Origin of the sequence: Epilithonimonas xixisoli (assembly GCF_004365655.1) — a bacterium.
In the GTDB taxonomy this organism is placed as follows: Bacteria; Bacteroidota; Bacteroidia; order Flavobacteriales; family Weeksellaceae; genus Epilithonimonas; species Epilithonimonas xixisoli.
Map to the genome: position 1 here is coordinate 320,307 of NZ_SOEO01000003.1, position 26,324 is coordinate 346,630.

Genomic DNA, 26,324 nt, shown 5'->3' on the forward strand with positions numbered 1-26,324 from the left:
TTTTAACGAAGTTTAACCAATTTTAAAAATTCCTTAATAAATTCTCTTCTATTTTAAGTCAAATTGGCAGTTTTAACAATTGTAAACTTATATCAAATTAAATTTAATCGTAATTTTTTTGTCAAAGTTTCCATAAAATTTAAGTTTCAAATCTGAATTTTAAAACTTAAGAAATTCGTGAATCCACTTTTGGCAGAACTTTTGTTTTTAAGCTTGTAAATAAATTATATGAAAAATACGATAAAAGTTGCGTTGGGATTTGCTGCAGGAGGAGCTTTGATTTTACTAAATCAATTGAGAAAGAAGAAGAAAAAGGAAAACGAAAAATTTACAGCACCAGATGGTCACAAGTACATCAAAAATGAAATGTACAGAAATTCGGAAGGTGAGATTTTCAAAAATGGCAAAAAAGTGAATTTCGAAACGCCGCAACATTTGACAGATGCGAACAACAAAATCGATTCTCGTATTAATCAAAACCTTAGCCCGAAAAATCAAAATCCTGTGAACAGAAATGTAACTTATCACAAAACAGGGACAAGACACAGATAATAGTTCAGAAAATAATAATCACAAAAAAAATAAATTATGGAATCAGAAAATATAGTTGAAAGACTCAACAAGTACGAGTACAACAATAGCAACGTTTACACAGGTTTTAGGTCTGTAGGAGAAGCCAGAAAATTTGCCGAAGATAGAAATGGAACTTTGGTAGAAGTGGGCTTCCTGGATGGAAATGATAATCCAGTCGAAGATTCTTCGCAAAATCTGATCAACGAAAATAAATATTATAAAGCTTTTGCCGGACCAGATTACAAGATCTTACATTCTTCGGACGATGGTTTTCAGGAAATGGCAGAGAAGCTGAAAGAAAGACAAAATGCTGTGACTGAGAAAAGTCCGGACGAAAAATACTTCTCTGATGCGGACTGGCAGATTGAAGAGGATGCGGTAATTGTCCTTTTCAAAGGGGAAATTGAAAATGTGACATCTAGAGAAAGATCAAAATACTTGATGCATACGAAGGTTTACGAAGTCGCAGTAAGTGTTCCAAAATCATCAGATTAAAAATATTCAAATCACTATTTTATAAGTAAATCCGGATTCAATTCGGATTTTTTTGGTTTAAAAACTGTTTAGATTTATAATGTCAAGTTTTTTCAACCACATAGACACATAGTTGTTGTAAAGATTTTAAGACAAAATAGTATAGCATTTCGTTCTATTTTGTCTTTTTTTGATGGAATTTATTGCGCTTTTCTATGTGTCTATGTGGTTTAATTTTTTTCTAATAGACTCTTAATAACTTAAGGATTTCAAACAAATCTGCATTTGGATGGATTTGGATTTTATTAATAACTTTGCAGACTTATGTCAGATGTAATTTCTCAACCGAAAACCGTTGCGTTTCACACACTTGGATGCAAATTGAATTTTGCAGAAACTTCCACTATCGCCAGACAGTTGACGGATGCTGGCTATCAGAAAGTCAATTTTGATGAGCCTGCAAAAGTTTATATTATCAACACTTGTTCTGTAACGGAAAATGCAGATAAAGAATGCAAACTCCACGTGAAGCGCGCTGCGAAAGCAAATCCAGACGGATTGGTAGCAATCATCGGTTGTTACGCGCAATTGAAACCTGAGGAGATTTCTGCAATTACAGGCGTTGATTTGGTTTTAGGTGCCAAAGAGAAATTCAATATTCTAAGTTATCTTGATGATTTGGAAAAATCTGAAAGTCGCGCTGAGATTCATTCTTGTGAGATTGACGAAGCTGATTTTTTCGTTGGCTCATATTCAATTGGTGATAGAACGAGAGCTTTTTTGAAGGTTCAAGATGGTTGCGATTACAAATGTACCTATTGCACAATTCCTTTGGCGAGAGGAATTTCGCGCTCTGATACCATCGATAATGTAGTTGCTAATGCAAAAGAGATTGCAGGTAGAAATATCAAAGAAATTGTCTTGACCGGCGTTAATATCGGAGATTACGGAAAAGGCGAATTCGGTAATAAAAAACACGAACATACTTTTCTAGACCTAATTTCTGAATTGGACAACGTAGAAGGTATCGAAAGAATAAGAATTTCATCCATAGAACCAAATCTTTTGAAAGACGAAAGTATAGAATTGGTTTCCAAAAGCAGAAGTTTTGTGCCACATTTTCATATTCCACTTCAGTCTGGAAGTGATGAATTACTGAAGAAAATGAAGCGTCGTTATTTAACGAATTTATATTATAATCGAGTTAATAAAATCCGTGAAGTGATGCCAGAAGCTGCGATTGGTGTAGATGTGATTGTTGGTTTTCCGGGCGAGACAGAAGAATTGTTTATGGAAACTTATAATTTCTTGAATGATTTGCCTATCAGTTATTTGCACGTTTTTACCTATTCAGAAAGAGAAAATACGGAGGCTGCAGAAATGTTTGGCGCAGTTCCAATTCCGGAAAGAAAAAGGCGAAACAAAATGCTAAGAATCCTGTCTGAGAAAAAGAAAATGGAATTCTACAGAAATCAATTAGGTAGAAAACTAAGCGTTCTTTGGGAGCACGAAAATAGAAATGGATTGATGTTTGGCTTTACAGAAAATTATGTCAGAGTTTCAAAAGCATTCGATGAGAAATCTATCAATCAAACAGAATTTATCATCCTTGATAAGATTTTGGAAGACGGAAGCGTATCTATCATAGAAACTCAGTTTGAAGATTTCTTAGCTAAGATTTAAAAATTTAGATTTAAATATAAAAAAGCGACTTATTAAAAATAGGTCGCTTTTTTATTTTATTGAAAGAAGACGATTAATCTTCAGTTTGCATATTTCTAGTCTTCGCGTTATAAAGCTGGAAATTGAAAACAAAACTTCTATTGGTGTAATTGAAAACATTGGCATCTCTAGCATAAGCTGCCCTAGATGGTACAATGATGACCCCTTGCATATTGTAATCTGCAGAAGGCTCTAAATCAAAAGCTTTAAAATATTTCAAACCCTCTTGCAGACCTTCCATTTCGTAAAAACTTCTGCCGTGGGTTGTATTATAAGTTGTATTGTAATTTTTAAGAACTGAACTTTTTACATAATAATAAGCAGGATCATCAGTTGGTACGCCGCTTCCTTCAATATTATTACTAAAAACAGTAGAACTAGCAAATATAATCTGCTCATTTACTTTTGCAGAAACGTAACTTGTTGTTACCTGCATCAAGCTTAAAACATCTGTTGTAGCTAATTCTTTCCCCACAGTAGGCTGTGCTCCCGGTCTTACTATGTAAATAACACCAGAAGGTAATTTCACGGGGCTGTATGACGACAGTTTTGGATTGTTGTCATCCGTATCTACTTTATCATCAAAAGCAACTATAAGGCCTTTGCTGTCAAAATAGTGCGAGTCCAAGAACTTGGTTGCAGCAGCATCATCATAGGCGTTTTGCTCTTCTATTGTAAGGGCTACAACTTCTTCCTCATCATCACCATCCTTCTTGCATCCTTGTAGCGCGACCACAGATAGAGCAATTCCTAAAAGTATTTTCTTCATTTTTTTTATTTAATGTTAAATTGCGATTAATTTTAACGTGACAAAAGTATAAAAAATTATGAGAATAGATAAATATTTGTGGAGTGTAAGATTTTATAAAACAAGAACTATCGCTACAGATGAGATCAAAAAGAACAGAGTTAGTATTGGCGAAAATACGGTAAAGTCCTCAAAAGAAGTAAAAGCGGGTGACATAATCAAAATCAGAAAAAATCAAATTGATTATAAAATTAAGGTCATTGATATTCCCAAAAGTAGAGTAGGAGCCAAGTTGGTGGCTTTGTACGTGGTGGATATGACGGAGAAAGATCAATACGAAATCCTGCAGATGAGAAAGTCTTCCCAAGAATATTACCGCCAAAAAGGTGTGGGCAGACCAACCAAAAAAGACAGAAGAGATATGGATGATTATTCCGCGGATGGCTCTACCGAAGATATGGATGGCGATGATTGGGATGCTTTTTTCAAAGAAAATCCAGAATCGGAAGATTAGAATTCTAATTTTTTGATGATTTCCTCAGAGATTTCTGATGCCGTTTTAGAATCTGTATCGATGCTGAAGTGCGCTTGGGAATAATAGGGATTTCTCTCAAATAAATGTTTTGCGATGAACTCCGGAATGTCAGAATCTTCTAATTTCGAAATCAAAGGACGCGAGTTTTTTTGTAATAAGACTCGATTGGTAAGAGTGTTTACGGAAGCTCGTAGAAAGATACTTTTGGATTTTTCGTTGATAATATTCATATTATCATAGTAAACGGGCGTTCCACCGCCAAGACTGAGAATAAGATTTTCCTCGGAGTTTAATAGTTGTTCTAAAATTCTTTTTTCTTCCTTTCTGAAATAGATTTCGCCTCTTGTTTGGAAAATTTCGGGGATGCTGATTCCGTGTTGCTCAGAAATTTTTTGATCGAGGTCAATTAATTTAAAATTTATTTTCTGGCTCAAGTTTTTGGAAATGTGAGATTTACCACTACCCATGTAGCCTAAGAGGGAAATAATCATAATTTTATTTTAAACAAAGTTCGAAAAAAATTTTGAGATTTTAAAAAAAGACCTATCTTTGCACCACTTTAAAACGAAATAGTAATATTGAAATTTTAAATGTGGCCGACTCGGTAGCTCAGCTGGTAGAGCAATACACTTTTAATGTATGGGTCCTGGGTTCGAATCCCAGCCGGGTCACAAGCAAAAAATCCGTAGCGATACGGTTTTTTTTTGCCTGCGTGGTGAAATTGGTAGACACGCCATCTTGAGGGGGTGGTTTCCTAAGGATGTGCTGGTTCGAGTCCAGTCGCAGGCACTGCAAAAATAATCGATAAAAGATAGTCGATAATTGATTTATTACGGAATCATTTATTTCTCATCAATTATCATTCATCAAATGGCCGACTCGGTAGCTCAGCTGGTAGAGCAATACACTTTTAATGTATGGGTCCTGGGTTCGAATCCCAGCCGGGTCACAATTTACGCAAGTAAATTTTTTTCATATTAATATTTTGTGATTTGGTGTAGAAGCTTCTTGTAAAAGAAGCTTCTTTTTTTGTTTGTATCTCACGGATTAAGAAAATTATTTTAATCCAAATGTAGATTGTCAATCAGTCTAACATTTCCTACATTCACGACGATGAAGGCGCGGAAATCGTCATCCGCAGAAAAGAAATCCACTTCTTTCAAAGTCGATTCTTCAGCAATCATAAAATATTCCAAATCCATTTCTTCATTATCAAAAATCTCCTCAACTCGGGTTTTGATTTCCGGAACAGAAATCACGCGGAACCAGTCATTCACTTTTTTCAAAGTTTTGTAAATGAGTGCCGATGTTTCTTTTTCTATTTTAGAAAGTCGCATATTTCTGGAACTCATGGCTAGTCCATTTTCTTCTCGATGGATTTTCACACCGTGAATTTTGATATTCAAATCAAGACCTTCTACCAATTTTTCAATGATTTTAAGCTGTTGAAAATCTTTCTCCCCAAAGTATGCATTGTCTGGCTGGACTTGTAAGAACAATTCTTCCACCACAGTTCCGACGCCGTCAAAATGTCCTGGTCTTGCTGCGCCTTCCATCTCATTTTCGATTCCTCCGAAGTCATAGTGTTTTCGATCCATTCCATTTGGGTAGATATCTTCAACTCTCGGGACGTAAACGGCGTCCACAAGATTTGAATCTTCCAATTTTTTAATGTCATCTTCCACAGTTCGTGGATACTTTTCCAGATCTTCCGGATTGTTGAATTGGGTTGGATTGACGAAAATTGAGGAAATTACGACGTCATTTTCTTTCCTTGCTTCGGCATAGAGAGAAATGTGTCCTGCGTGCAACGCGCCCATTGTAGGAGCCAATCCAATGGTTTTATTAAGCTGTTTTTGACTGGTGATGTAATCTGCGAATGAGTTTTTGTCATAAAAGACCTGCATGTTCATTGTATTTAATTAGATCAAAGGTAATGGTTTTTGTAAATTCTGTGATAGATTAATTGTCAATATTCAGGATTTTGAGGGCAATGTGGCTTAGTGTAATATTTTGATGAAATATAGATGGGTTAAAAAAAATCATATTCAGTGAAAATTAACATATTTAGATTCTTAACTTGTTGATATTTAGATTATTTTGAATAATAGTATTAATGTTAATGAAAATAAATAATTTGATTTAATTTTTTGTAATTTTGCAAAATGAAGATTTTATACTTCATCTAAAGTAAATTTTATGCCTAATCAAAAGATTTTATACGTTACTACAGAGATGTTTCCGTACCAAGAGGAAACCAATATGGGAAGTTTGGTACACAAAATGGCGCTGAAAATGCACGGAAGTGGTAACGATGTCAGGGTTTTTATGCCTAGATTCGGACAAATAAGTGAAAGAAAATTCCAACTTCACGAGGTAATCAGACTTTCCGGGATGAACATTATTATTAATGACTTGGACCAGCCTCTAATTATCAAAGTAGCCTCTTTGCCAGGTGAGCGTTTGCAGGTTTATTTTATCGATAACGAAGAGTACTTCAAAAGAAAACAATACTATCACGACGACGAGGGAAAAGCTTTTGAGGATAATAATGAGAGAGCTATTTTCTTCGCAAGAGGTGTGATAGAAACCATCAAAAAACTAAACTGGGTTCCAGATGTGATTCACCTCAATGGCTGGATGTCTGCTTTGATTCCGATTTACTTGAAGACTTATTACAAAGATGATACTTACTTCAATGATACCAAGATTGTACTTTCGGTTTACAATGAAGATGATGTAGAACTCAATAATAATACAAAAGAAATTTTGGCTTTTGATAATATTTCCGATTTGGAATCGTTAGATAATCCTAGCTTTTTGAATTTTGTGAATGATAGCATGCAGTATGTAGATGTCATCGTAAAAGGAAATGAATTTTTGGAAGAAAAGCTGGATCAAGCGTATGGAAAGGCAGAAACCGAGAAATCGGATTACTTGAATGCAGATTCGATAGCTAAAGTTTATTAATTACGATTTTTTTATAATGATAAAGATAAAAACTTTGATGAAGATGATCCCGTTTTTGGTAATGGGAATGGTGGTTTTAAATTCTTGTGAAGGAGAGCTGGATGATCTAGGTTCACAGCTTGTAGAGGCAGGCGCATCGGAAGGTGTGGATAAAATGTTTGGAATTGTAGCTTATAATATCAATAATAATGATACAATTCAAACAGATGCTTCGAGAATTGACAGTGTAAGAATTGGTGCTTTTGATGAGCCTGTTTTTGGGAGTCAGAAAGTATCTTACATTACACAGTTGAGACTCAATACTTATAATCCAGATTTTGGTGTAAACCCTGTGGTAGATTCTGTTGTTCTTACTTTGAAGCCAAGGTATGCAACAGCTACAGACTCTATTACAACTACAACAAATGAAGATTATATCTATCCGGAAGGATCTGTGGCTGCAAAAAAAGTAGTTACGACTTATCCAGTAAGCAAGTATGGTAAATACAAAATAGGCGGTCAAAAAACACCATTGACTATCAAGGTTAATGAAGTAAATGACTTTTTAGGTGCATCTACAGACAAGGTAATTTCTAACAAAGCGATTGCAGTCGGAGCAGAAATAGGATCTAAAAATTTCAACGGGACAATCAATTCTGTCAAAATCACAAAAGATTCTGATAACAGTGATATAATTCCTGAGATCACGCCATCTTTAAGAGTGAACCTCGACAAAGATTTCTTCCAAAACAAAATTATTGCTAAAAAAGGAGATCAAGTATTGAAAGATGCTGCTTCTTTCATTAGATATTTCAAAGGAATTAGTATATCTGTGTCGGATTCCGACGGTTATCTTTTTTCTATGAGACCAAATGATGCAGCCATTACGATTTATTATAAAAATGATGTTACGGCAAATAATGTAGTCACTCGTACAAAAGCAGAAACAGCTCTTAGCTTAGGTTCAGGTAATGCCCATATCAGCAAAATTGTTTACAATAGGCCTGCTTCTTACGTGGCGGCAATGTCTGCTGCAGGAACTCCAAATGATGTAAGCGGAGATCAACTTCTCTACACACAAGGAATGGGAGGTGCTGGTTTTGGGATTAAGATTCCTGCATCAATAATCGTACAATTGAAAAATCAATATAAGAACGAAAAAATCGGAATTGTATCTGCAAAAATCAGAGTTTACAATGATGATGTTACTTGGAACAATTCTTATAGAAAGCCTACCAGTATGCTTGTCATCGAAAAAGGAGAAAAAGGATTTTTACCAGATATGAGTGAGTTGAATGGAACAGGATATTCTCTTATCAGAACTGCAAATCTATCAACTAAAGATGCTTATTATGATATAGGAATTACAGCTTCTCTTAAGAAAATCATTCAAGATGAAACTTATGATGTAACGAAGGCGAAAGAATTTTTTGTGAATCTGGGAACTTATTCTTCTGATGCTTCTACAGGACTTTTGCTAGGACAGAATTATAATAACAGGGCTTATACGCCAAATCGTATCGTTCTGAAAGGAACAGATCAAACCAAAATTGGCCAAGAGTTGAATGCAACTTCAAAGGCTGCTCAATTAAGATTAATATACACCAAAAAATAATTAAAAACTGATAAAAAAATGTGTGGAATTGTTGGATATACAGGTTTTCGTGACGCTTATGATATTGTAATCAATGGATTGCGTCGTCTGGAATATCGTGGTTACGATAGTGCCGGAGTTGTGCTTGAAACCGAGAATGGAAACTTCGAAGTTAAAAAGACGAAAGGTAAAGTGGATGACCTAGTTGCTATTTCTAATGGATTGAAAAATACTTCAAAAATTGGAATGGGACACACGAGATGGGCTACGCACGGCGTACCAAGTGATAAAAATTCTCACCCTCACGTTTCTAATAACGGAAAAATTGCATTGGTTCACAATGGTATCATCGAAAATTATGATACAATCAAAACCATGCTTATCAATAAAAATTTCGAATTTCACTCTGAAACAGATACTGAAGTTTTGGCAAATCTTATCCAGTATTTTATGGACAAAGAGCCAACTTTGGAATTTTCTGAAGCTGTAAGATATGCTTTGAACGAAGTTTATGGAGCTTATGCTATCTCTGTAATGCACGAAGATTTCCCTGGTCAGCTGATTGTAGCGAGATTAGGATCACCTTTAGCGGTAGGTATTGGCGAGAACGAATATTTCGTGGCTTCTGATGCTTCTCCGTTTGTAGAATTTACAAAAGAAGCTGTCTATTTGGAAGAAGGTCACATGGCAACTATTTCTTTAGAGTCTGGAATTGACATCAGAACAATTAAAGAAAATGCTAAAATAGAACCAGCAATTCAGGAATTAAAACTAAATCTTGAGCAAATAGAAAAAGGAGGTTACGAGCATTTTATGTTAAAAGAAATCTTCGAACAACCAAAATCTATTCTTGATACAATGAGAGGTAGATTACTTGCTGATGAAGGAATCATCAAAATGGCGGGTATCTGGGATCACTTGGAAAGATTGACAAATGCAGAAAGAATTGTTATTATTGCTTGTGGTACATCTTGGCATGCAGGTCTTATTGGAGAATATCTAATAGAAGAATTTGCCAGAGTACCTGTAGAAGTAGAATATGCATCAGAATTTAGATACAGAAATCCAATCATAGGACCAAAAGATGTTGTGATTGCAATTTCACAATCTGGAGAAACTGCCGATACAATGGCAGCAATCAAATTGGCTAAAGAAAAAGGAGCTTTCGTATTCGGAATTTGCAACGTTGTAGATTCTTCTATTGCTAGATACACAGATGCAGGTGCTTACACGCACGCAGGACCTGAGATTGGAGTGGCTTCTACAAAAGCTTTCACAGCTCAGTTGACGATTTTGTCATTAATTGCAATTAAGTTAGGAAATCACAATGGAAATCTTGGTAAAGCAGATTTCATGAGATTGATTACCGAATTGGAATCTATTCCTAAAAAAGTAGAAGATGTACTGAATTCTGTGGATAGTAATGTAAAAGAGATTGCTAAACACTTTGCAGATGCTACCAACTTCTTATATCTAGGTAGAGGATATAATTTCCCTGCCGCTTTGGAAGGTGCTTTGAAATTGAAAGAAATTTCTTACATCCACGCAGAAGGTTATCCAGCTGCTGAAATGAAACACGGACCAATTGCTTTGATAGATGAAAATATGCCAATCGTAATCATCGCACCAAAAATTGGACATTATGATAAAATTGTAAGCAACGTTCAGGAAATCAAAGCAAGAAAAGGAAAAGTAATTGCGGTTATCAATAAAGGAGATACTCAAGTTGCAGCTATGGCAGACTATATTATTGAGATTCCTGAAACCTCAGAATGTTTCTCTCCAATCTTGGCTTCTGTTCCATTGCAACTTCTATCTTACTACATTGCAGTAGAAAGAGGAGCAAATGTTGACCAACCGAGAAACCTTGCAAAATCAGTAACTGTAGAATAATTTCATGGTTTGTGAAATATTCTTTAACAATTTACGTTTTGAATAAAAATTAATAATTATTCATAAAAAAAATTATATATTTACCGCTTAATTTCTTTAAAATAGGATGAAAAGGATATTACTAATATTATTATCAACGTCGGTTATTGTTTCTTGTTCCAAAGGGAGCAAGGGAAGTGCTGGTAAGCCCGGTATGAAGGGAGAACTTGTTCCGAGAGGATCAGCCAAATCATTTATTGCAGAAAGACCTTATGGGATGGTTTCTATTCCCGGTGGATCTTTCGTAATGGGTATGGCAGACCAAGATTTTGCCGCTACTCCAGAAAAAGCGATGCCAAAAACGGTTACCGTGAATTCCTTTTTTATGGATGAAACAGAAATTACCAATGCAGAATACCGCGTATTCATTAATGCTGTGAGAGATTCTATCGCAAGAGGTTTGCTAGCGGAAGCTGCTGGTGAAGGCGGTGGAGAAGAAGGCGGTGATGGAGGATCTATCGGCGATTATGCTTATGCTGGTAAGAAAACTGGAGATGAAGAAGCTAATGCTTATCAAAAATTCATGGAGTCTCAAGGTGGTAGAGATGGTTACAACGAATCTAAAAAATTGGATTGGAAAGTGCCATTGCAATATAATACATCAGCTTATCCAGATGAGAAATACGCAGAGATCTTAGAGTCTATGTATTTGCCTGCTGAAAAGAGAATCAACAACGAGAGAATTATCGACTGGTCTAAAATTAAATACAATTACCAATGGGAAGATGTTCTTTCTGCTGTTAAAGATAAAGACAGAAGTGCAAACTATCTGAAAAAAGAAAGTATTGCAGTTTATCCGGATACAACCGTTTGGATCAGAGATTTTAATTATGCTTACAACGAGCCACTGTTCGATCAGTATTTCTGGCATAATGCTTATAAGGAATATCCTGTAGTAGGTGTTACTTGGGATCAGGCAAGAGCGTTCTGTGATTTCAAAACTAAATTGAAAACCGATCACAACAATAGTCTTAAAAAGAAGAAACAAAAAGCAATGAGATTCCGTCTTCCAACAGAAGCAGAATGGGAATATGCTGCAAAAGGAGGAATTGAAAATGCTTCTTATCCTTGGGGAGGTCCTAACTTGCAAGACTCAAGAGGATGTTACCTTGCTAACTTCAAACCAAAAAGAGGTTCTTATATAGAGGATGAGAAAAAAGGAAATTACACCTACACAGCGCCTGTAAGAAAATTCCCTAAAAACGGTTACGGATTGTATGACATGGCCGGAAACGTTGCAGAATGGACAGAGTCGCCATACAGCAATTCTACTTACGAATTCTCTTCAACATTGAATCCTTATTTGTCAAATCAAGCTTACAGAGAAGCGAAGAAAACCGTAAGAGGTGGATCTTGGAAAGATGTAGGATATTTACTAATGACTGGTTACAGAGACTGGGAGAGAAAGGATTCTGCAAGAAGTTTCATTGGTTTCAGAACCATCCAGGATATTCCTTCCGGAGCAGGTAAATTTAAAAGAACAACTAAATAATTAACTAACTATTACTAACTAACTAAAAACTAAAAAAATGTTTAAAACTAAAGATTCTATCACGAATTTTGTCTATTCGTTTGGTGCAGCTATCGTAATCCTTGGAGCTCTATTCAAAATGACACACTGGAGCCTTGGTCCTATTACTGGTAACGTAGCGCTTGCAGCTGGTTTGATTACAGAAGCATTAATCTTCTTATTCTTTGCCTTCGATCCACCAAAATCTGAAGAGAATTATGCTTGGGAAAATGTTTACCCAGAATTGCTAGATGAAACTGCTGAGAGACAATCAAGAAAAGCTGTAGCTAAAGTTGAAAATAAAGAACTAGAAGTATCTTTGTCCGACAAACTTGATAAAATGTTGGCAGATGCTAAATTGGATGTTTCATTGTTCGAAAGACTGAGAGGAGGAATAGATAAATTCTCTTCTTCAGTAGATCAAATCAACCAAACTGTTGATGTTTCTGCTTCTACTCACAAATATAACGAGCAACTTAATATGGCTGCTTCTCATTTGGAAAGTATGAATGCTTTGTATGCACTTCAATTGGAGCAAGGACAAAAGCAATCAGAATTCAGTAAAAAATATGTTGAAGATATTCAAAAATCTGCTGCACATTCTGAGAAATTCAACGAAGAGCTACAAGGACTTACAGGTAATCTAAATAATCTTAATAGAGTTTACGGTGGCATGCTTAGCGCAATGAAGTCTTAATTCACTATCATTTTAATTTTTGTTTAACAATTAATTTAATTTATTAAAATGGCAGGAGGCAAACAGACACCACGTCAGAAGATGATTAACCTGATGTACTTGGTTTTCATTGCGATGTTAGCAATGCAGATCGATCAGGAAATCATCAGATCATATAAGGATACCAATGATTCTCTTACTAATACAAGAACAAACATTGTAGAAGAGAAAAATAAAATTTTCTATACCACGTTAAAAGCTAAGGCAGCTACATCTCCAGAAATTTATGGTCCTTTACAGGGTCAGTATGAGGAATTGTCTGGTAAAACTGATGCTTTGGTTGGTTTGATAGAAAAGTATAAACAAGAAATGTCAGCACAAGCTGAATATAATGCAGGATTACAAGTTGAAGAAAGCTTTACCGCTCTTAACAATACGGAGCCCGCGACGGTTTTGTTTTTTACAGATGGAGATGAAAAGAAAATATCCCCAAAGTCAACAGAGTTGAAGAGCAAAGTTGATGATTTGAGAAATTTCATTGTGACTTCTTTTTCGAATAATCAACAATTGAAATCTGTAGCAGATAGAGCAACCAACAACCTTTTGGCAGATTTTCCTAAAGGTGATAAAAGAGCAAATAGTGGTAAGAACTGGTTTCAATACAAGTTTTATAACCAACCTTTGATTGCAGCTTTATCTAATCTTGAATTAATTCAGTCAGAAGCTAGAAACTTGCAGGCAGATGCTGTTGCGGCAATGCTACAGGAAAAAGTGGATGCAGATATCAAGTTTGATGCTTACGAAGCTTTGGTTTCTGGACCTAGTTCAGTAATGAAAGGAGAACCAGCTCAGATTAAAGTAGCGATTGGAACTTTCGCAAGTTCTGTTCCAGGTTTAGCGATTACAGGTGCTAAAGTTGTAAATGGTCAAGGAATCATTACTCCAGCAACTGGCGCAGTTGGAACTCAAGAATTGAAAGGAACTGTTTCATTTACAGATAAAAATGGAAAAGTTCATTCTCTTCCTTACGCACATACACTTAATGTAGTTTCTGGTGCAGAAGCATTGAAAGAGCAAAGTGGTGCAATCTTAGCAGCAGACAAAATGAACGTTTTGTACAGAGGCTTATCCAACCCAGTTTCTGGTTCTATTTTAGGTGCTAATCTTGAAGCGACTACATTGTCTGCAGCAGGAGCATCTGTAAGTGGAGGAAAAGGAAAATGGAATGTAACTCCTAGTGGAGCAAATGAAGTAACACTTACAATTGCGGGTAAATCTCCAAGTGGGAAAACTATTTCTCAACCTTTCAAATTTAGAGTTAAAAATATTCCGCCACCAAGAGGAGAAATCAGAGGTAAGAGTTATGACATTATGCCTGCAAATATGATTTCGAAACAAACTTTGACAGCAACTCTTAAGGATTTTGATTTCCCAGTTAGCTTCAATGTTGTAAGTTTTAAAGTCAAAGTACCAGGAAAAGCAGTTATGTCAGTTAATGGTAATTCATTGGCACCAGTAGAATCTTTGACAAAAGGACTTAGATCTGGCGACAATATTGCGATTTTCGATGTTCAAGCGACAGCCCAAGGATTAAGTGGCGTTGTACTTCCTAATATTGGTGGAGTAGTTATCAGCGTACTTTAATTTATTAAAAAAAAGTTATTATCAACTTATTGATTTTATATTTCAATATTTATTATGAAAAAGATTTTATATAGTTTAATTTGTCTTTCCTCAACTATGGCTTTTGGTCAAAGTAGCATTCTTAATGCTAATTCACCACAGACATTTAGAGAAGATCGTGAGATCAAGAAAGATAGTATTACACCTCTTAAGTATGGGTTTATCGAAGATAAGGACATTTTAAGAAGTATGGTGGTGTGGGAAATTATTGATATGAATGATAAGATTAATCAACCTTTTTATCATAACAGTGATGGGCTGGTAACACAAAATAAATCTCTTTATCAAATTTTATTGGAATCAGTTAATTCCGGTAAAGTAAAAGAAGTTTATTCTGATGATAGTTTTACTACAAGATTGACTCCTGAAGGTATTGCTGCCGCAACATCTGTTCCAATGGTTGATGATTACTTTACTGAAAAATTAAACGAAGGTAAGATAGAAGATGCAGAAGCTCAGAGAATTTTAAAATATTTTACGTCTCTTAAAGGGTCGGATAATAAACAGATCACTGGTTTGTTTATTAAATATTCTACTAGATTGTCTGATGTTTTGGAATTTAATGGTTCGGCTCAACCTGCAGCTACAGAAGAAACTGTAACTACCGGAAAGGGAAAGAAAAAGAAAACTGTTAAAAAACAATCCAAAGCTCCTACAATTGAACCTGGCACTGTACTCGTGAATTTAGACGGATCTTGGTACAAAATCAAAAAATCGGATATTGATGCCAATGTTGGTTTTGCTGAAACAAATAGTGAGAAAGTTAAAGCACTTAAGTTGATGGGAATGTGGTATATCGATAAAAGAGATACACAATTGAGATACAGATTGCTTGGAATTGCAGCCATGGGCGAAGATCCAAATTCTGCCATTCTTAAGAAAGAAAGAATGCAACAAATGCAAGATTCTGGTGCTCCTGTAGATCCTTCAGCAATGCAGGATATTGGAGCGGATTTGATCGATCTTTTCTGGATTTATTATCCAGATGCGAGACAGGTTTTATCTAGCAACTATATCTTCAATGCCAAGAACTCTACTTCTGATATTACTTTTGATGATGTCTTGAATGCAAGAAGATTCTCAGCGGTAATCTACAAATCCGATAATGGAATGGGAAGAGGCGGAAGTGGTATCATCGACGAGTACATCCCAGCTGATGCAGACGGACAACTAGATGAAAGCGATAGAATCAAAGCACAGATTCTTCAAATGGAAAACGATATGTGGAATTACTAATATTTCTCATATTCCAAATAGAAAAACCTGAGTATCTTTACTCAGGTTTTTTATTTTTATGAATCAAGTTGATTATATCATTGTCGGAGGTGGATTTGCAGGTTTTTTTCTTGCCCATCAGTTGAAGAAGAGCAACGCTTCTTTTGTCATTTTCAATGGAAGTCAGATTTCTGGTTCACATATCTCGGCAGGCGTTTGTAATCCGGTTATTCTAAAGCGATTCAGTACTTTCTGGAAGTCCAAAGTTCAAATGGATTATTTGGATACTATTTTTTCCGAAATTGAAACCTACACCCGCAAAAACTACCTTATAAAAGAGCCAGTTGCCAGAATATTTCATGACCAAGCTGAGAAAGTACAATGGTTGAGAAACTCTGATAAAGACGATTTAAAACCTTTCTTAAGTCAGGATTTCGTAACATTAGAAAGCGTCGAAAATCCATTGGAATCGGGAATTGTGAGTGGGTCTTGCCGTATAGATGTCGAAGGTTTTTTTAATGATATGAGAACATATTTTGAAAGTCAAGGCCATATCATTAATGACAATTTCGATTATGATTCCATCGACTTAAGCAACTCGGTCTATAAAAATTTCACTTTTAAGAATATCATCTTCTGTGAAGGAATTCATGTCAATCAAAATCCATTTTTCAGTACGCTTCCCGTTGTGCCGAACAAAGGACATTGTTTGGAAGTGGAAATCAACCAAGAGATAGATCCTTTTATCATCAAGAAAAAACACTTCCTTTTTTCGCTTTCGAAGAATCGTTTTTATTATGGCGGAACTTACGGACGGCTAGATAATTCGGAAGAGATTGACCCGGAATTTGTAGAGGAATTGGAAAATGGACTAAAAGCGTTTTATAAAAATCAATATGAAATTGTCAAAGTCAAAACCGCATTTCGTGCAACGGTAGATGACAGAAGACCGATTTTGGGGACGCATCCTGAATATGACAATTTGAAAATTTTCAATGGTCTTGGGGCGAGAGGTGTGCTCAATGGAAGTTATTTTTCCAATGTTATGTGCGATTATCTGCAACACAAAACCGAGCTGGATCCAGAGATAGATGTGAAAAGGTTTTATTAATTATGACCTGATTTCCTGTCCAAATTGTAGGATAAAACCATTGTTGTCATAGATCGCAAATTCGCGCATTCCCCATTCAAACGTTTCCAATCCGTAGCAAATCTGAGTTGCAGATTTTAGACTTTCCCAGATTTTATCTACGTTTTGAACATTGATGTAAAAACTTCCTGTAAAATTAGGTTTAATGAAAACCGACTGATGGTTTGGCTTGGCAAACATCAGTTCCACATTGTCTCGGAAAACAGTCGCCCAGCCCCAGTCATCATTCTTTTCGCTAAGTTCAAAACCAAGTGTTACTGTGTAGAATTCTATTGTTTCTTCAAATTTATCGGTCCAGAGAATAGGTCTTAAAGAGTTAAATTTCATCTTATACAAAGGTTAAAAGCAATGCCAATACAAATCCGATAGCTGCGAAAATCATTCCTCTTCGGAAAACTTTGGACTTTGGCGGAAACATCCAAAAACTGGATATGACGAAGAAAAGAAGACAAACTCCAAAAAATGTATTGAGTGGAGAAAGAGCCTGCGCTGATTTTGCTTTGTGAAGTTTCGTCATTTTGTCCCAAACAAAAGGCAGTTCTTTCTTCGTATAATCTGCTTTTCCGGTTAGAGAGTTATAAGTTCCTTCTTTGAAATATGCTATGCCGTTATCAATTTTGGTGATTTCAAAATTCTTGATTTTCGTTTCTTCGCCTAATTGCTTTTCGGTCAGATTTTTATCAAAGATTTTTTCGTAATGATTTTCTCTTTTCAAGAAATCAGTATCACGATAAACCAAGATTACACCGCTAATGGAATAGACCGCCATAATTCCTGCCATCAAATAGCCCAGATAACGGTGAACGATTCTCATAAAACTTCTCGTATCTTTGATTCTATCCATAGTTTGTTTTTAAATTGTTTGATATTTATTTCAATCCAGTAACGTTTGCTAAGCTTTAACTACTTATTATTAAATTAAGTGTTATGAAAAAAAGAAAATCAACAAGCTTCACAGTTATTGGATTATTGTTCGTTGTTTCCGGCTCTTTTCTATTTGAAGATAATGAGATTTTGCGATACAGTTTTTTGATTCTCGGAATCCTAATGCTTTTAACCAGTATCTATCTAATGGTAACTTCAAGCAAAGATTAATCCTGAAGCTCCAACCAACGCATTTCGAAGTTTTCCAATTTTTCCGAAATCACCTCCAATTCCGCAGAGAATTTTGCAATCTTCTCGTAATCGGTTTCGTTATTCAGTTCATCAAGGATTTTGCTTCGTTGAGCTTCTAATTTTGGCATTTCCTTTTCAATGGTTTCCAGCTCGTGTTGCTCTTTGAAAGATAATTTTTTCTTAGCTGGTTGATTTGTCACAATTGGCGCAAGCGTTTCTTTCGGAGCCTCAACCTTTTCAACTTTCGGAGCTTCAACCTTTGGGTTTTTCTCCTCGTTTTTAAGATTCTCACGATATTCTGAGAAATTCCCTACAAACTCTTTGATTTTCCCTTCGCCTTCAAAAGCCAAAACGTGATCCACAATTCTGTCCATAAAATAACGGTCGTGAGAAACGATAATCAAACTTCCTTGGAAATTCTGAAGGAAGTTCTCAAGAACCGTCAAAGTCGGCAAATCCAAATCATTCGTAGGCTCATCAAAAATTAAAAAATTCGGGTTCTGATAAAGAATATACATCAAATGCAGACGGCGTTTTTCTCCTCCCGAAAGTTTCGAAATCGGCGAATACTGTGTTTGGTCATCAAACAAAAACAATCTCAAGAACTGAGAAGCCGAGATGGTTTTTCCATTAGCCAAAGGGAAATTTTCTCCAATTTCTTTGATGAAATCAATCACACGTTCGTCTTCTTTATATTGAAGTCCTTTCTGCGCAAAATATCCGAATTTAATTGTTTCTCCGGTTTCTATCTCTCCTGAATCTTTCGGTTCAAAACCTTGAATAATATTCAGTAAAGTTGATTTTCCAGCCCCATTTTTTCCAACAATTCCCACTTTTTCACCTCTTTGAAATTGATAAGAGAAATCTTTAAATAATACTTTTTCGTCGTAACTTTTATTAATGTTTTTAAGTTCAAGAATTTTATTCCCCAATCTTTTCATCTCGAAATCAAGCGCCAACGTTTCTTTTCTCGTGTCGGTTTTCGCTACTTTTTCAGTTTCGTAGAAGTCATCCTGACGGGATTTTGACTTCGTGGTTCTCGCTTTCGGCTGTCTTCGCATCCATTCCAATTCCTTTCTGTAAAGGTTTTGCGCTTTATCAATCGTCGAATTCAAATTGTCCTCACGAATCATTTTATTCTCAAGATAAGTCGCGTAACTTCCGTTGTGGAGATAGAGGTTTCCGTCTTCCATTTCCCAAATCTTGTCACAAACTGCATCCAGGAAATAACGGTCGTGCGTCACCAAAAGCAAAGTTATTTTTGCCTTACTCAAATAATTTTCCAGCCATTCTACCATTTCCACGTCCAAGTGGTTGGTCGGCTCATCCATTATCAGAAGCGTATGACGATGTTCCGCTCTGGTTTCTGTTAAGAGTTTTGCCAATGCAATTCTTTTAATTTGACCTCCGGAAAGTGTTCCCATTTTCGCTGATAAATCTGTGATTTTCAACTGAGAAAGAATTTGTTCCATCTCATTTTCCAAATCCCACGCTTTATGGATTTCCATCTCAGCCAAAGCCGTTTCCATATCATCCGGATTTTCTGAAGTCAAAGCGTGATGATACTTTTTCAAAGCCAAAATTGGTGCAGAATCCAAAGTCATCATAAATTCCTCCACAGAAAGTTTCGGGTCAAAATCTATTTCCTGGTCAAACAAAACAACTTGAATGTCTTTGTTAATGACCACTTCACCGCCGTCCGCAATTTCTTTTCCCATTAGGATTTTCAAAAGTGTAGATTTTCCGCTTCCATTTTTGGCAACGATGGCAATTTTGTCGCCTTCGTTCACGTGGAAGGTAATATTTTTGAACAGAACTTTGACGCCGTAAGATTTGCTAAGATTTTCTGCAGAAACGTAATTCATTTTAGGTTGGATGATGGAGGTTAGATGTTGGAAGTTTTTCCAGCTGCGAAAGTACGAAAATGAAATTTTAAAATTCAGATAATCATAATTATTTGGGCAGCTTTATCCGTCTTCCACTCCCAATCTTTTTGCCAACGCTTTTCCCACGCAAAAAAGGATTTCCGCTCAAGCCGGGCTGCGGAGATTCTACGTTTCATAGGCATCTTTAGGAAAGTTTAACAAAAAACAAAATTGATTTAACCTTTCATTGAGATAATTGAAATGGAAAATTTCAGAAGTTTGCTGAAAATTAATTTCAATGAAAAAAATCAACTTTATCTTTGCATTATTCGCATTTCTAACCCTTGAAGCTCAAGTTATTTCTGGAATAGTTGTTTCTAAAGATGACAACCAACCTGTTCCTTTTGCCAAGATTGGAATCATTAATAGCGATTATGGAATTCAGGCTGGCGAAGATGGGAAATTCCAAATTAAGCTTGATAATGTAGCGAAGGATAAAGTAGTTATTGTAGATGTTCCTGGATACAAACAGTTCAGAAGTTCTGTGGAAGATTTTGTAAAACAGAATCCTCACAATATCTATTTGTACGAAAAAGTGACCAATATCCAAGAAGTTGTAATCGCTCCAAAAAATTATAAAGAGAAGAATCTGGGTGTGAACAGTAAGTCAAAATCGATAATGTTTACGCCAAATATGGAGAAAGGAAATGCGGTAGTGGAGGAGACTGCGGTAGAATTCAGTTCTAATAAAAAGTTGAAAATCAATAAAATCAATATCAATTTTTCCAGATTCGAATCTACCACGCCAATCAAAGTTCGTTACACAATTTACGACGAAAAAGATGGCAAACCGAATAATTTGATTTTGCAGAATGACATCATTGCGACCATTAGTAAAGATGAATTGCAGGATTCAACATTCTCTTTGGATCTTAAAAAAGAAAAAATCTGGTTGGAGGGTAAATTTTTTGTTGGCATTCAGTTCATTGGCGAGTCCGATGGGAAAGTTGCTTTGAGTGGTGCGCTTTTCAGATCCGGTTATTACAGATCTTTTTATGGTGCTTGGCAAAAAATTGGAATGGTTGCGCCCGCGATTAATATTGATGTGACTGTGAAAAAGTGATTCAATTTATTTTTAAATTTGATAATCAATCACTTGAAATGAAAAAAATATTAGCCCTAATCACTCTGTTTGTTTTTGCATTTTCTTTTGCCCAAGTTATAGACTTTGGTAAAAATCGGAAAGCTGGAAAAATTCTTAATTTGAAAGATGCGGATATCTATTATGAAGTTTACGGAAAAGGCGAACCGTTATTTTTGCTCCACGGAAACGGAGGAAGTATTGATGCTTTTTCTAAAGAAATTCCTGAACTTTCTAAATATTTTAAAGTCATTGCGATGGATACGCGAGCACAAGGAAAAAGCACAGATACTTCAAAAGAGCCTTTGACTTACATAAAATTTGCGGACGATATGAAAGCTTTAGCTGATGAATTAAAATTAAAGAAAATCAATATTCTCGGCTGGAGTGACGGAGGAAATACAGGAATTGAATTTGCTATCAAATATCCAAAAATGGCAAATAAAATCATCACAAGTGGTGCTAATGTTTTTCCAAATGGTGTTGGTGAAAATGAAGTGGAGAATATGAAAAAAGATGCTGAGAAAATGCGTACTGAAAATAAACCAGAGCGTGATATCAGATTACTCCAATTGATGATTGATGAACCGAAAATTACCCAAGAACAACTCAATAACATCAAAGCAAAAGTCTTTGTACTTGCTGGCGAAAATGACTTGATTCTTCGTTCTCATACAGAATACATCGCAAAAGAAATCCCAAATTCTAAAATGAAAATTTATAAAGGCGCATCACACGGCGTTCCGATTGAAAGAGCAGAAGAGTTGAGTAAAGATGTGATTGAGTTTATAAAGAATTAATCAATCGTCAACATTTTCAAACTCCAAAGATTACCATTATAAATATCCAAATCAACTTTTGTGTTGATGCCGTAAACAATGCCGTTTTCTGAGAATTGCCAAAACTGCCATTCGTCGTCGGGAGAAGGTGTGGGAACATCATTGTAATTGGCGAGCCAAAGCGGATAATCGTCAAATTCTCCCTTCAAATAATCTTTGTAAAAGTGATAATAAGTGTAGATGATTGGCTTCTCGCCGTAGGTTTCTTCCATTATTTTGATCCAGATTTTGAGGTCAGAAATCAATTGCTCTTTTGATTTTTTTCTTGGCGCTTTTTCGATGTCGAGGATAGGAGGCAAATCGCCGGATTCCAACTTTGCCACAGAAAGAAAAGAATTCGCCTGCATCACAGGATCTTCGTCTGGTCTGTAAAAATGGTAAGCACCACGAATCAGTTGGTGTTGTTTCGCCGTTTCCCAAAAATGGTCAAAGTTTTTGTCTAATTTTCGGTTTCCCATACTTGCCCGCAGAACCACAAATTTCAAAGGAATTGTACGGTTTCCGATGCTGAGACTGTCCCATTGGATGTCTTCTTTTCTTTGATAATGAGAAATATCGAAGCCAAAAGTCTGGTTGGAATATAGTGCGGTGATTTTCTCGATTCTTTCTTTTTCCTTTTCAGAATTGGAAAGTTTTTTATGTTCGAATTCTTTTCCGAAGTAGAATGTAATATAATAATTGATTTTTTGGCGCAGATAAAATCCTGTTCCTAATAGCGAAAGACAAAGAATTATCAACAGAATCCAACGCTTTTTCATAAAAACGTTTTTTCTTTTTTGATGGATTTTTCTTTTTGCAGTCGGATTGATCTTCGCCATAAGTTTTGCAAAAATATATTTTTTATCGATTTGAAAAACGCGAAAATTTATTTTTTGTTAATTAAAATATTAATGAAAAAATTTGGCTTACTTTATGCTAATATTGTAAAATTAATTTTAAAATCAAAAAACGATGAAAAAGAAATTATTATCATTATCCGCAGTTGTGATTTTTGCAATTGGAATGAGCGCTCAAACCGTAAAAGAGCAAGTGAAAAAAGATGCTAAAGCTGTTGGAACTGCAGTCGAAAAAGGTGCAAAAGCCACAGGCGAAGGCGTGAAAGATGGCGCAGAATGGGTTGGAGACAAAACTAAGAAAGGCACAAAAGCCACCAAAAAAGGCGTAAAAAAAGGAGCGAAATGGACTGGCAAAACGGTTAAAAAAGGAGCAAATGCGACAGAAGAAGGTGTAAAAGACGGTGCAAAGTGGACTGAAAAGACAGCGAAAAAAGGAGCCAATGCAGTAAGCGAAACTTACAAAGATGTGAAAGATGACATCAAGAAAAAAGATTAATATTTTATAAAAATAATTAAGCAACTTCAGTTTTTGAAGTTGTTTTTTTGTAACAAAAACAAACTTAACTAAACTAATGAGGAAAGTTATTCTTTGGAAAATAACTATCTTCGTTCACATAACTAAAAAAAATATAATGAAAAAATTAGTATTGACATTTGCTCTTTCTGTAGTTTCAGTAGCAAATATTTCGGCTCAAACAGCAAAGCAAGTGATTGATAATTATGTAATTGCCTTAGGTGGAAAGCAAAAATTGGAATCTGTAAAAACACTTTCTATGAAAAATACCATCAGCGTGATGGGAATGGAAATGGAAGGAAAAACAGTGAAAAAAGATAACAAATTCAAGTCTAGTCAGTCTATGATGGGACAAGAAATGGTACAAGTTTTTGACGGAGAAAAAGGTTATGCAGATCAAATGGGACAAAGAATGGATTTCCCGGCAGATCAAGTGGCGAAGCTAAAATCTGCAAAATTGATGGATGCTCTTGGAATGAATCCTGAAAAAATGAAAACTGTTGAAAAGAAAAACGTGGATGGAAAAGATTTCGTGGTTCTTTCTTCTGATGACAGCAAGTATTATTTCGATGCAAAAACCAATCTGCTTGCTAAAACGGAAGGCGATAAAGGAACGATGGTTATTTCAAAATATACAGATGTTGACGGAATCAAATTCGTGGAGGAAATGTCTATCGATGCCGCAGGACAGCAAGTCACTGTGAAAAATTCTGACATCAAAATCAATCAACCAGTTTCTGATGATGAGTTCAAATAATTGAACTTAGTAATAAAATAAAAAAGGATTCAAATCATTTTGAATCCTTTTTTATGTCTAATATCTCGAGTCTTCTCAAGAATTATATTCCTTTTCCCATTCCTCAGCGGCTTCGCAAAGTGTTTTGTAGAAAGCTTCGCCATATTTTCGGATAAGAGGTTCTTTCAGAAATTGATAGATTCTGACTTGCAATTCTTTCCCCAAAGTACAGGCGTCATTGCAGATTTCCCATTCGTGATAATTCAGCGCCACGAAAGTTTTATAGTCATTCACGCGGATTGGATACAAATGACAAGAAATTGGTTTTTTCCAATCTACAACGCCATCTTCATAGGCTTTTTCGATGCCACATTTTGTGGTGCCTTTCTCATCAAAAATAACATAGGCACATTCGCTTCCGTTCACCAAAGTCGTCACATATCCGCCGTCATAAGGATCAACAACCCAAGTTCCCTGTTCCTCTATGGCTTTCACACCTTCTGGTCTTAGGTAAGATTTTATTTTTGGGAAAATTTCTTCAAGAATTGGCAATTCGTCCTTGTCAAGTGGTGCGCCTGTATCGCCATCTACGCAACAAACGCCTTTGCATTTGCTAAGATTGCAGACAAAACTCTCTGCGAAAACATCTTCTGAAATTAATTTATCATCTATCTGAATCATACAGCATCAATATTTTTTAAATTTTATACAAAATTAACTATTTTAAAAACGACCAGCGTAAAAACAATGATCCAAAGTCCCAATTCCTGCATCCAATATTTGGGTAAGAAACGCAACATTCTACTGATAATAATGCTGGCGGGCAACGCCAGAAGCAATAGATATTCGTAATGGTAACCCATATAAAAAATGATCGTAATCAGCTGGGCAAGAGAAAACACTAGAACAAAAGTATATTTGTACCGGCTGATCGGGCTTTTCTCATTGTAATGTTTGAAATGATCTGTAATGGAGAAGATCAACATGATTGCAACTGGAGCCAAAACGTACAACGGAAAGTAAGAATTTAGCATTTCGAATTTCCCGTAAAAAGGCAAATAATGTTTGTCCCAAGTCGTGTAGTGGATTAGATACATCACGCCAAAATAACTTAAAACCACCAAAATAATCCCAAATATCAAACGAAAAATATTAAGACCAACCCTTCCGGAAGTTCCAATAATATGGAAAATCACAAACACACCAAGTGGCCAACTTGCAGGGAAAACCAGAAAATTAAATGCTAAAATGGCGCCCACAAGCATAAAAGAACTTTTGCGCAATTGGTCATTTTGACTGGTCAATATCAAAAGAATAATAGAGCTGGAAAGAAAGGTAAATGCCAATCCTAAATCCAGATTCCCGGGATAAAAACAAATTACAAAAATGGTGTACAGAAAAAGTGGAAGATGTGAAAACTGATTCAGTGCAATCTTATTGAATAAAAAATATCCCAAACTGATTCCCATAAAGGTAATTCCTGTAGAAAAATAATCTATATCTCTGATATCTAATATATTAAGAGAAATGATGATTAGAAACAAAAAACCAATGTAAGCCGGGACAGAAAAAATATTGCTTTCTTTTGAAAGTAATCGAAACATTTTTTATAAATTTGTGCAAAGTTAATTTAAAAAAAGAAAAATATGACATCTTTCTGGTTAGCATTAAGTGCAGCTTTCAAATGGTCTTTCGGATTTTTTAATCTTACAGGCAACGTACTGAACTGGGTTTTGTTCCTTGTAGCTACAGGATTTTTCTGCTACTGGTGCTATATTTTGGTAGTAACTTTGGGAGGGCAAAAGGATAAAGATTACTTCTCACCAACAGAAGGGCATCATCCATATTACGACCCAAAAATTTATAAAAACGAAGGTTAAATAAATTGATTATATAATAAAAAACCCGTCTTGTTGCTAAAACGAGACGGGTTCTTTTATTTTAATCTTGACGTCTAAGTCTTGATTCTTATATCTTGACTCTTGTTTCTTCAAAATTATTCTTCATCGTGACAAGGAACAACCAGAACTGGAATCTTTGATTTCTTAGTAATTTCCTTAGTCAAACTTCCGATGAAAACGTCATAAACACCGCTTCTTCCGTGCGAGCCAACTACGATGTAATCTGCAGTTTGTTCATCAGCGAATTCCAATATAGTGTCGCCAGCGATGCCTTGTTTTAAAATATGATTGCACGTTACGCCTTGCGCAACAACTCTTTCTTGAAGTTTATTCAGTTCTTTTAATTCATATTTGATTTCGTTTTCCTCCACTTCCGGAAAATATTGGAATCCCATATCGCCAATTACAAAACCAATATCTGTCGCCGCAACGTGAATCAAATGGATTTCAGCGTTAACATCTTTTGCAAAACCGATGGCATAATCTACCAATTTATTAGAACTGTCGGAAAAATCTACGGGTAAAATAATCTTTTTCATAATCTAAGTTTATAACCAACAAAGTACAAAAATTTAGCCATTTTAAAAAATTAAGAATTAATAACCGTCAATTTTT

General features: G+C 35.5%; 28 protein-coding genes and 3 tRNA genes. 21 read left to right on the plus strand and 10 right to left on the minus strand.

Annotation, left to right across the window (positions count from 1 at the left end; genetic code table 11):
* Positions 1 to 228 precede the first annotated feature (228 nt).
* The 3 genes from B0I22_RS13485 (at position 229) to mtaB (ending at position 2,730) form a co-directional block, all read left to right on the plus strand.
* Positions 229 to 552, plus strand: coding sequence for a hypothetical protein (locus B0I22_RS13485; RefSeq protein ID WP_133945737.1), 324 nt, complete (start codon positions 229 to 231; stop codon positions 550 to 552).
* Between the two features lie 36 nt (positions 553 to 588).
* Positions 589 to 1,068 (plus strand): hypothetical protein, encoded by a 480-nt coding sequence (locus B0I22_RS13490; RefSeq protein WP_133945739.1) that lies wholly within the window; start codon positions 589 to 591, stop codon positions 1,066 to 1,068.
* A gap of 303 nt (positions 1,069 to 1,371) precedes the next feature.
* Complete coding sequence (gene mtaB / locus B0I22_RS13495; RefSeq protein WP_133945741.1) at positions 1,372 to 2,730, plus strand: tRNA (N(6)-L-threonylcarbamoyladenosine(37)-C(2))-methylthiotransferase MtaB; 1,359 nt, start codon at positions 1,372 to 1,374, stop codon at positions 2,728 to 2,730.
* 73 nt (positions 2,731 to 2,803) lie between these two features.
* On the opposite strand, the gene B0I22_RS13500 is transcribed toward mtaB, so the two are convergent.
* Complete coding sequence (locus B0I22_RS13500; RefSeq protein WP_133945743.1) at positions 2,804 to 3,538, minus strand: hypothetical protein; 735 nt, start codon at positions 3,536 to 3,538, stop codon at positions 2,804 to 2,806.
* A 58-nt stretch (positions 3,539 to 3,596) separates the two neighbouring features.
* On the opposite strand from B0I22_RS13500, the gene B0I22_RS13505 reads away from it, so the two are divergent.
* Positions 3,597 to 4,031, plus strand: coding sequence for an RNA-binding S4 domain-containing protein (locus tag B0I22_RS13505; RefSeq protein WP_133945744.1), 435 nt, complete (start codon positions 3,597 to 3,599; stop codon positions 4,029 to 4,031).
* On the opposite strand, the gene B0I22_RS13510 is transcribed toward B0I22_RS13505, so the two are convergent.
* On the minus strand, positions 4,028 to 4,543 hold the full coding sequence (locus B0I22_RS13510; RefSeq protein ID WP_133945746.1) for a shikimate kinase: 516 nt from the start codon (positions 4,541 to 4,543) through the stop codon (positions 4,028 to 4,030). The genes B0I22_RS13505 and B0I22_RS13510 overlap by 4 nt on opposite strands.
* A 107-nt stretch (positions 4,544 to 4,650) precedes the next feature.
* On the opposite strand from B0I22_RS13510, the gene B0I22_RS13515 reads away from it, so the two are divergent.
* The 3 genes from B0I22_RS13515 (at position 4,651) to B0I22_RS13525 (ending at position 5,001) form a co-directional block, all read left to right on the plus strand.
* A tRNA-Lys gene (locus B0I22_RS13515) sits at positions 4,651 to 4,723 on the plus strand.
* 35 nt (positions 4,724 to 4,758) lie between these two features.
* Positions 4,759 to 4,841, plus strand: a tRNA-Leu gene (locus B0I22_RS13520).
* An 87-nt stretch (positions 4,842 to 4,928) separates the two neighbouring features.
* Positions 4,929 to 5,001: transfer RNA gene (locus B0I22_RS13525), tRNA-Lys, on the plus strand.
* A 112-nt stretch (positions 5,002 to 5,113) separates the two neighbouring features.
* Here B0I22_RS13525 and panC read toward each other — a convergent pair.
* Entirely contained in the window at positions 5,114 to 5,959 is an 846-nt protein-coding gene (panC, locus tag B0I22_RS13530; RefSeq protein ID WP_133946570.1) for a pantoate--beta-alanine ligase, read from the minus strand.
* A 292-nt stretch (positions 5,960 to 6,251) separates the two neighbouring features.
* Between panC and B0I22_RS13535 the strand changes: the two genes are divergently transcribed.
* The 8 genes from B0I22_RS13535 to B0I22_RS13570 all read left to right on the plus strand — a co-directional run bounded on the left by B0I22_RS13535 (position 6,252) and on the right by B0I22_RS13570 (position 16,722).
* Positions 6,252 to 7,022, plus strand: coding sequence for a glycogen/starch synthase (locus B0I22_RS13535; protein ID WP_133945748.1), 771 nt, complete (start codon positions 6,252 to 6,254; stop codon positions 7,020 to 7,022).
* 16 nt (positions 7,023 to 7,038) lie between these two features.
* The gene (locus tag B0I22_RS13540) at positions 7,039 to 8,616 is read left to right on the plus strand and encodes a DUF4270 family protein (RefSeq protein WP_246022242.1); all 1,578 of its coding nucleotides are present in this window, start codon (positions 7,039 to 7,041) and stop codon (positions 8,614 to 8,616) included.
* Between the two features lie 18 nt (positions 8,617 to 8,634).
* Entirely contained in the window at positions 8,635 to 10,488 is a 1,854-nt protein-coding gene (glmS, locus tag B0I22_RS13545; RefSeq protein WP_133945752.1) for a glutamine--fructose-6-phosphate transaminase (isomerizing), read from the plus strand.
* 106 nt (positions 10,489 to 10,594) lie between these two features.
* The gene (gene porK / locus B0I22_RS13550; protein WP_133945754.1) at positions 10,595 to 12,019 is read left to right on the plus strand and encodes a T9SS ring complex lipoprotein PorK/GldK; all 1,425 of its coding nucleotides are present in this window, start codon (positions 10,595 to 10,597) and stop codon (positions 12,017 to 12,019) included.
* A gap of 37 nt (positions 12,020 to 12,056) precedes the next feature.
* Positions 12,057 to 12,734, plus strand: coding sequence for a type IX secretion system motor protein PorL/GldL (porL, locus tag B0I22_RS13555; protein WP_133945756.1), 678 nt, complete (start codon positions 12,057 to 12,059; stop codon positions 12,732 to 12,734).
* A gap of 48 nt (positions 12,735 to 12,782) precedes the next feature.
* The gene (porM, locus tag B0I22_RS13560; RefSeq protein ID WP_133945758.1) at positions 12,783 to 14,357 is read left to right on the plus strand and encodes a type IX secretion system motor protein PorM/GldM; all 1,575 of its coding nucleotides are present in this window, start codon (positions 12,783 to 12,785) and stop codon (positions 14,355 to 14,357) included.
* 54 nt (positions 14,358 to 14,411) lie between these two features.
* Positions 14,412 to 15,632 (plus strand): type IX secretion system ring subunit PorN/GldN, encoded by a 1,221-nt coding sequence (gene porN, locus B0I22_RS13565; protein ID WP_133945760.1) that lies wholly within the window; start codon positions 14,412 to 14,414, stop codon positions 15,630 to 15,632.
* 58 nt (positions 15,633 to 15,690) lie between these two features.
* Positions 15,691 to 16,722 (plus strand): NAD(P)/FAD-dependent oxidoreductase, encoded by a 1,032-nt coding sequence (locus tag B0I22_RS13570; protein WP_133945761.1) that lies wholly within the window; start codon positions 15,691 to 15,693, stop codon positions 16,720 to 16,722.
* On the opposite strand, the gene B0I22_RS13575 is transcribed toward B0I22_RS13570, so the two are convergent.
* Both B0I22_RS13575 and B0I22_RS13580 read right to left on the minus strand, forming a co-directional pair.
* A complete protein-coding gene (locus tag B0I22_RS13575) occupies positions 16,723 to 17,088 on the minus strand; it encodes a VOC family protein (protein ID WP_133945763.1) in 366 nt (121 codons plus the stop codon).
* A 1-nt stretch (position 17,089) separates the two neighbouring features.
* On the minus strand, positions 17,090 to 17,605 hold the full coding sequence (locus B0I22_RS13580) for a hypothetical protein (RefSeq protein ID WP_133945765.1): 516 nt from the start codon (positions 17,603 to 17,605) through the stop codon (positions 17,090 to 17,092).
* A gap of 83 nt (positions 17,606 to 17,688) precedes the next feature.
* Here B0I22_RS13580 and B0I22_RS16180 point away from each other — a divergent pair, with 83 nt between their 5' ends.
* Complete coding sequence (locus B0I22_RS16180) at positions 17,689 to 17,856, plus strand: hypothetical protein (protein ID WP_166668241.1); 168 nt, start codon at positions 17,689 to 17,691, stop codon at positions 17,854 to 17,856.
* Here B0I22_RS16180 and B0I22_RS13585 read toward each other — a convergent pair.
* Positions 17,853 to 19,742 (minus strand): ABC-F family ATP-binding cassette domain-containing protein, encoded by a 1,890-nt coding sequence (locus B0I22_RS13585; protein ID WP_133945767.1) that lies wholly within the window; start codon positions 19,740 to 19,742, stop codon positions 17,853 to 17,855. The genes B0I22_RS16180 and B0I22_RS13585 overlap by 4 nt on opposite strands.
* A gap of 298 nt (positions 19,743 to 20,040) precedes the next feature.
* On the opposite strand from B0I22_RS13585, the gene B0I22_RS13590 reads away from it, so the two are divergent.
* Entirely contained in the window at positions 20,041 to 20,865 is an 825-nt protein-coding gene (locus B0I22_RS13590) for a carboxypeptidase-like regulatory domain-containing protein (RefSeq protein ID WP_133945769.1), read from the plus strand.
* A 38-nt stretch (positions 20,866 to 20,903) separates the two neighbouring features.
* Entirely contained in the window at positions 20,904 to 21,683 is a 780-nt protein-coding gene (locus tag B0I22_RS13595) for an alpha/beta fold hydrolase (RefSeq protein WP_133945771.1), read from the plus strand.
* Here the strand turns inward: B0I22_RS13595 and B0I22_RS13600 are convergent.
* Positions 21,680 to 22,540, minus strand: coding sequence for a glycoside hydrolase family 25 protein (locus B0I22_RS13600; protein ID WP_133945773.1), 861 nt, complete (start codon positions 22,538 to 22,540; stop codon positions 21,680 to 21,682). The two genes, B0I22_RS13595 and B0I22_RS13600, sit on opposite strands and share 4 nt — an antisense overlap.
* Positions 22,541 to 22,673: 133 nt before the next feature.
* Between B0I22_RS13600 and B0I22_RS13605 the strand changes: the two genes are divergently transcribed.
* Both B0I22_RS13605 and B0I22_RS13610 read left to right on the plus strand, forming a co-directional pair.
* Positions 22,674 to 23,054, plus strand: a complete 381-nt coding sequence (locus B0I22_RS13605; RefSeq protein WP_133945775.1) for a hypothetical protein — start codon at positions 22,674 to 22,676, stop codon at positions 23,052 to 23,054.
* 136 nt (positions 23,055 to 23,190) lie between these two features.
* The gene (locus tag B0I22_RS13610) at positions 23,191 to 23,829 is read left to right on the plus strand and encodes a LolA family protein (protein WP_133945777.1); all 639 of its coding nucleotides are present in this window, start codon (positions 23,191 to 23,193) and stop codon (positions 23,827 to 23,829) included.
* A gap of 75 nt (positions 23,830 to 23,904) precedes the next feature.
* On the opposite strand, the gene B0I22_RS13615 is transcribed toward B0I22_RS13610, so the two are convergent.
* Both B0I22_RS13615 and B0I22_RS13620 read right to left on the minus strand, forming a co-directional pair.
* On the minus strand, positions 23,905 to 24,489 hold the full coding sequence (locus B0I22_RS13615) for a DUF3109 family protein (protein WP_133945778.1): 585 nt from the start codon (positions 24,487 to 24,489) through the stop codon (positions 23,905 to 23,907).
* Between the two features lie 23 nt (positions 24,490 to 24,512).
* Complete coding sequence (locus B0I22_RS13620) at positions 24,513 to 25,412, minus strand: DUF6427 family protein (protein WP_133945780.1); 900 nt, start codon at positions 25,410 to 25,412, stop codon at positions 24,513 to 24,515.
* A gap of 42 nt (positions 25,413 to 25,454) precedes the next feature.
* On the opposite strand from B0I22_RS13620, the gene B0I22_RS13625 reads away from it, so the two are divergent.
* Positions 25,455 to 25,688 carry a hypothetical protein gene (locus B0I22_RS13625; RefSeq protein WP_133945782.1) on the plus strand — a complete coding sequence of 78 codons (234 nt, stop codon included), beginning with the start codon at positions 25,455 to 25,457 and terminating at the stop codon, positions 25,686 to 25,688.
* A 116-nt stretch (positions 25,689 to 25,804) separates the two neighbouring features.
* Here the strand turns inward: B0I22_RS13625 and B0I22_RS13630 are convergent, their stop codons facing one another.
* Positions 25,805 to 26,248, minus strand: coding sequence for a universal stress protein (locus B0I22_RS13630; protein WP_133945784.1), 444 nt, complete (start codon positions 26,246 to 26,248; stop codon positions 25,805 to 25,807).
* Positions 26,249 to 26,324: the final 76 nt, after the last annotated feature.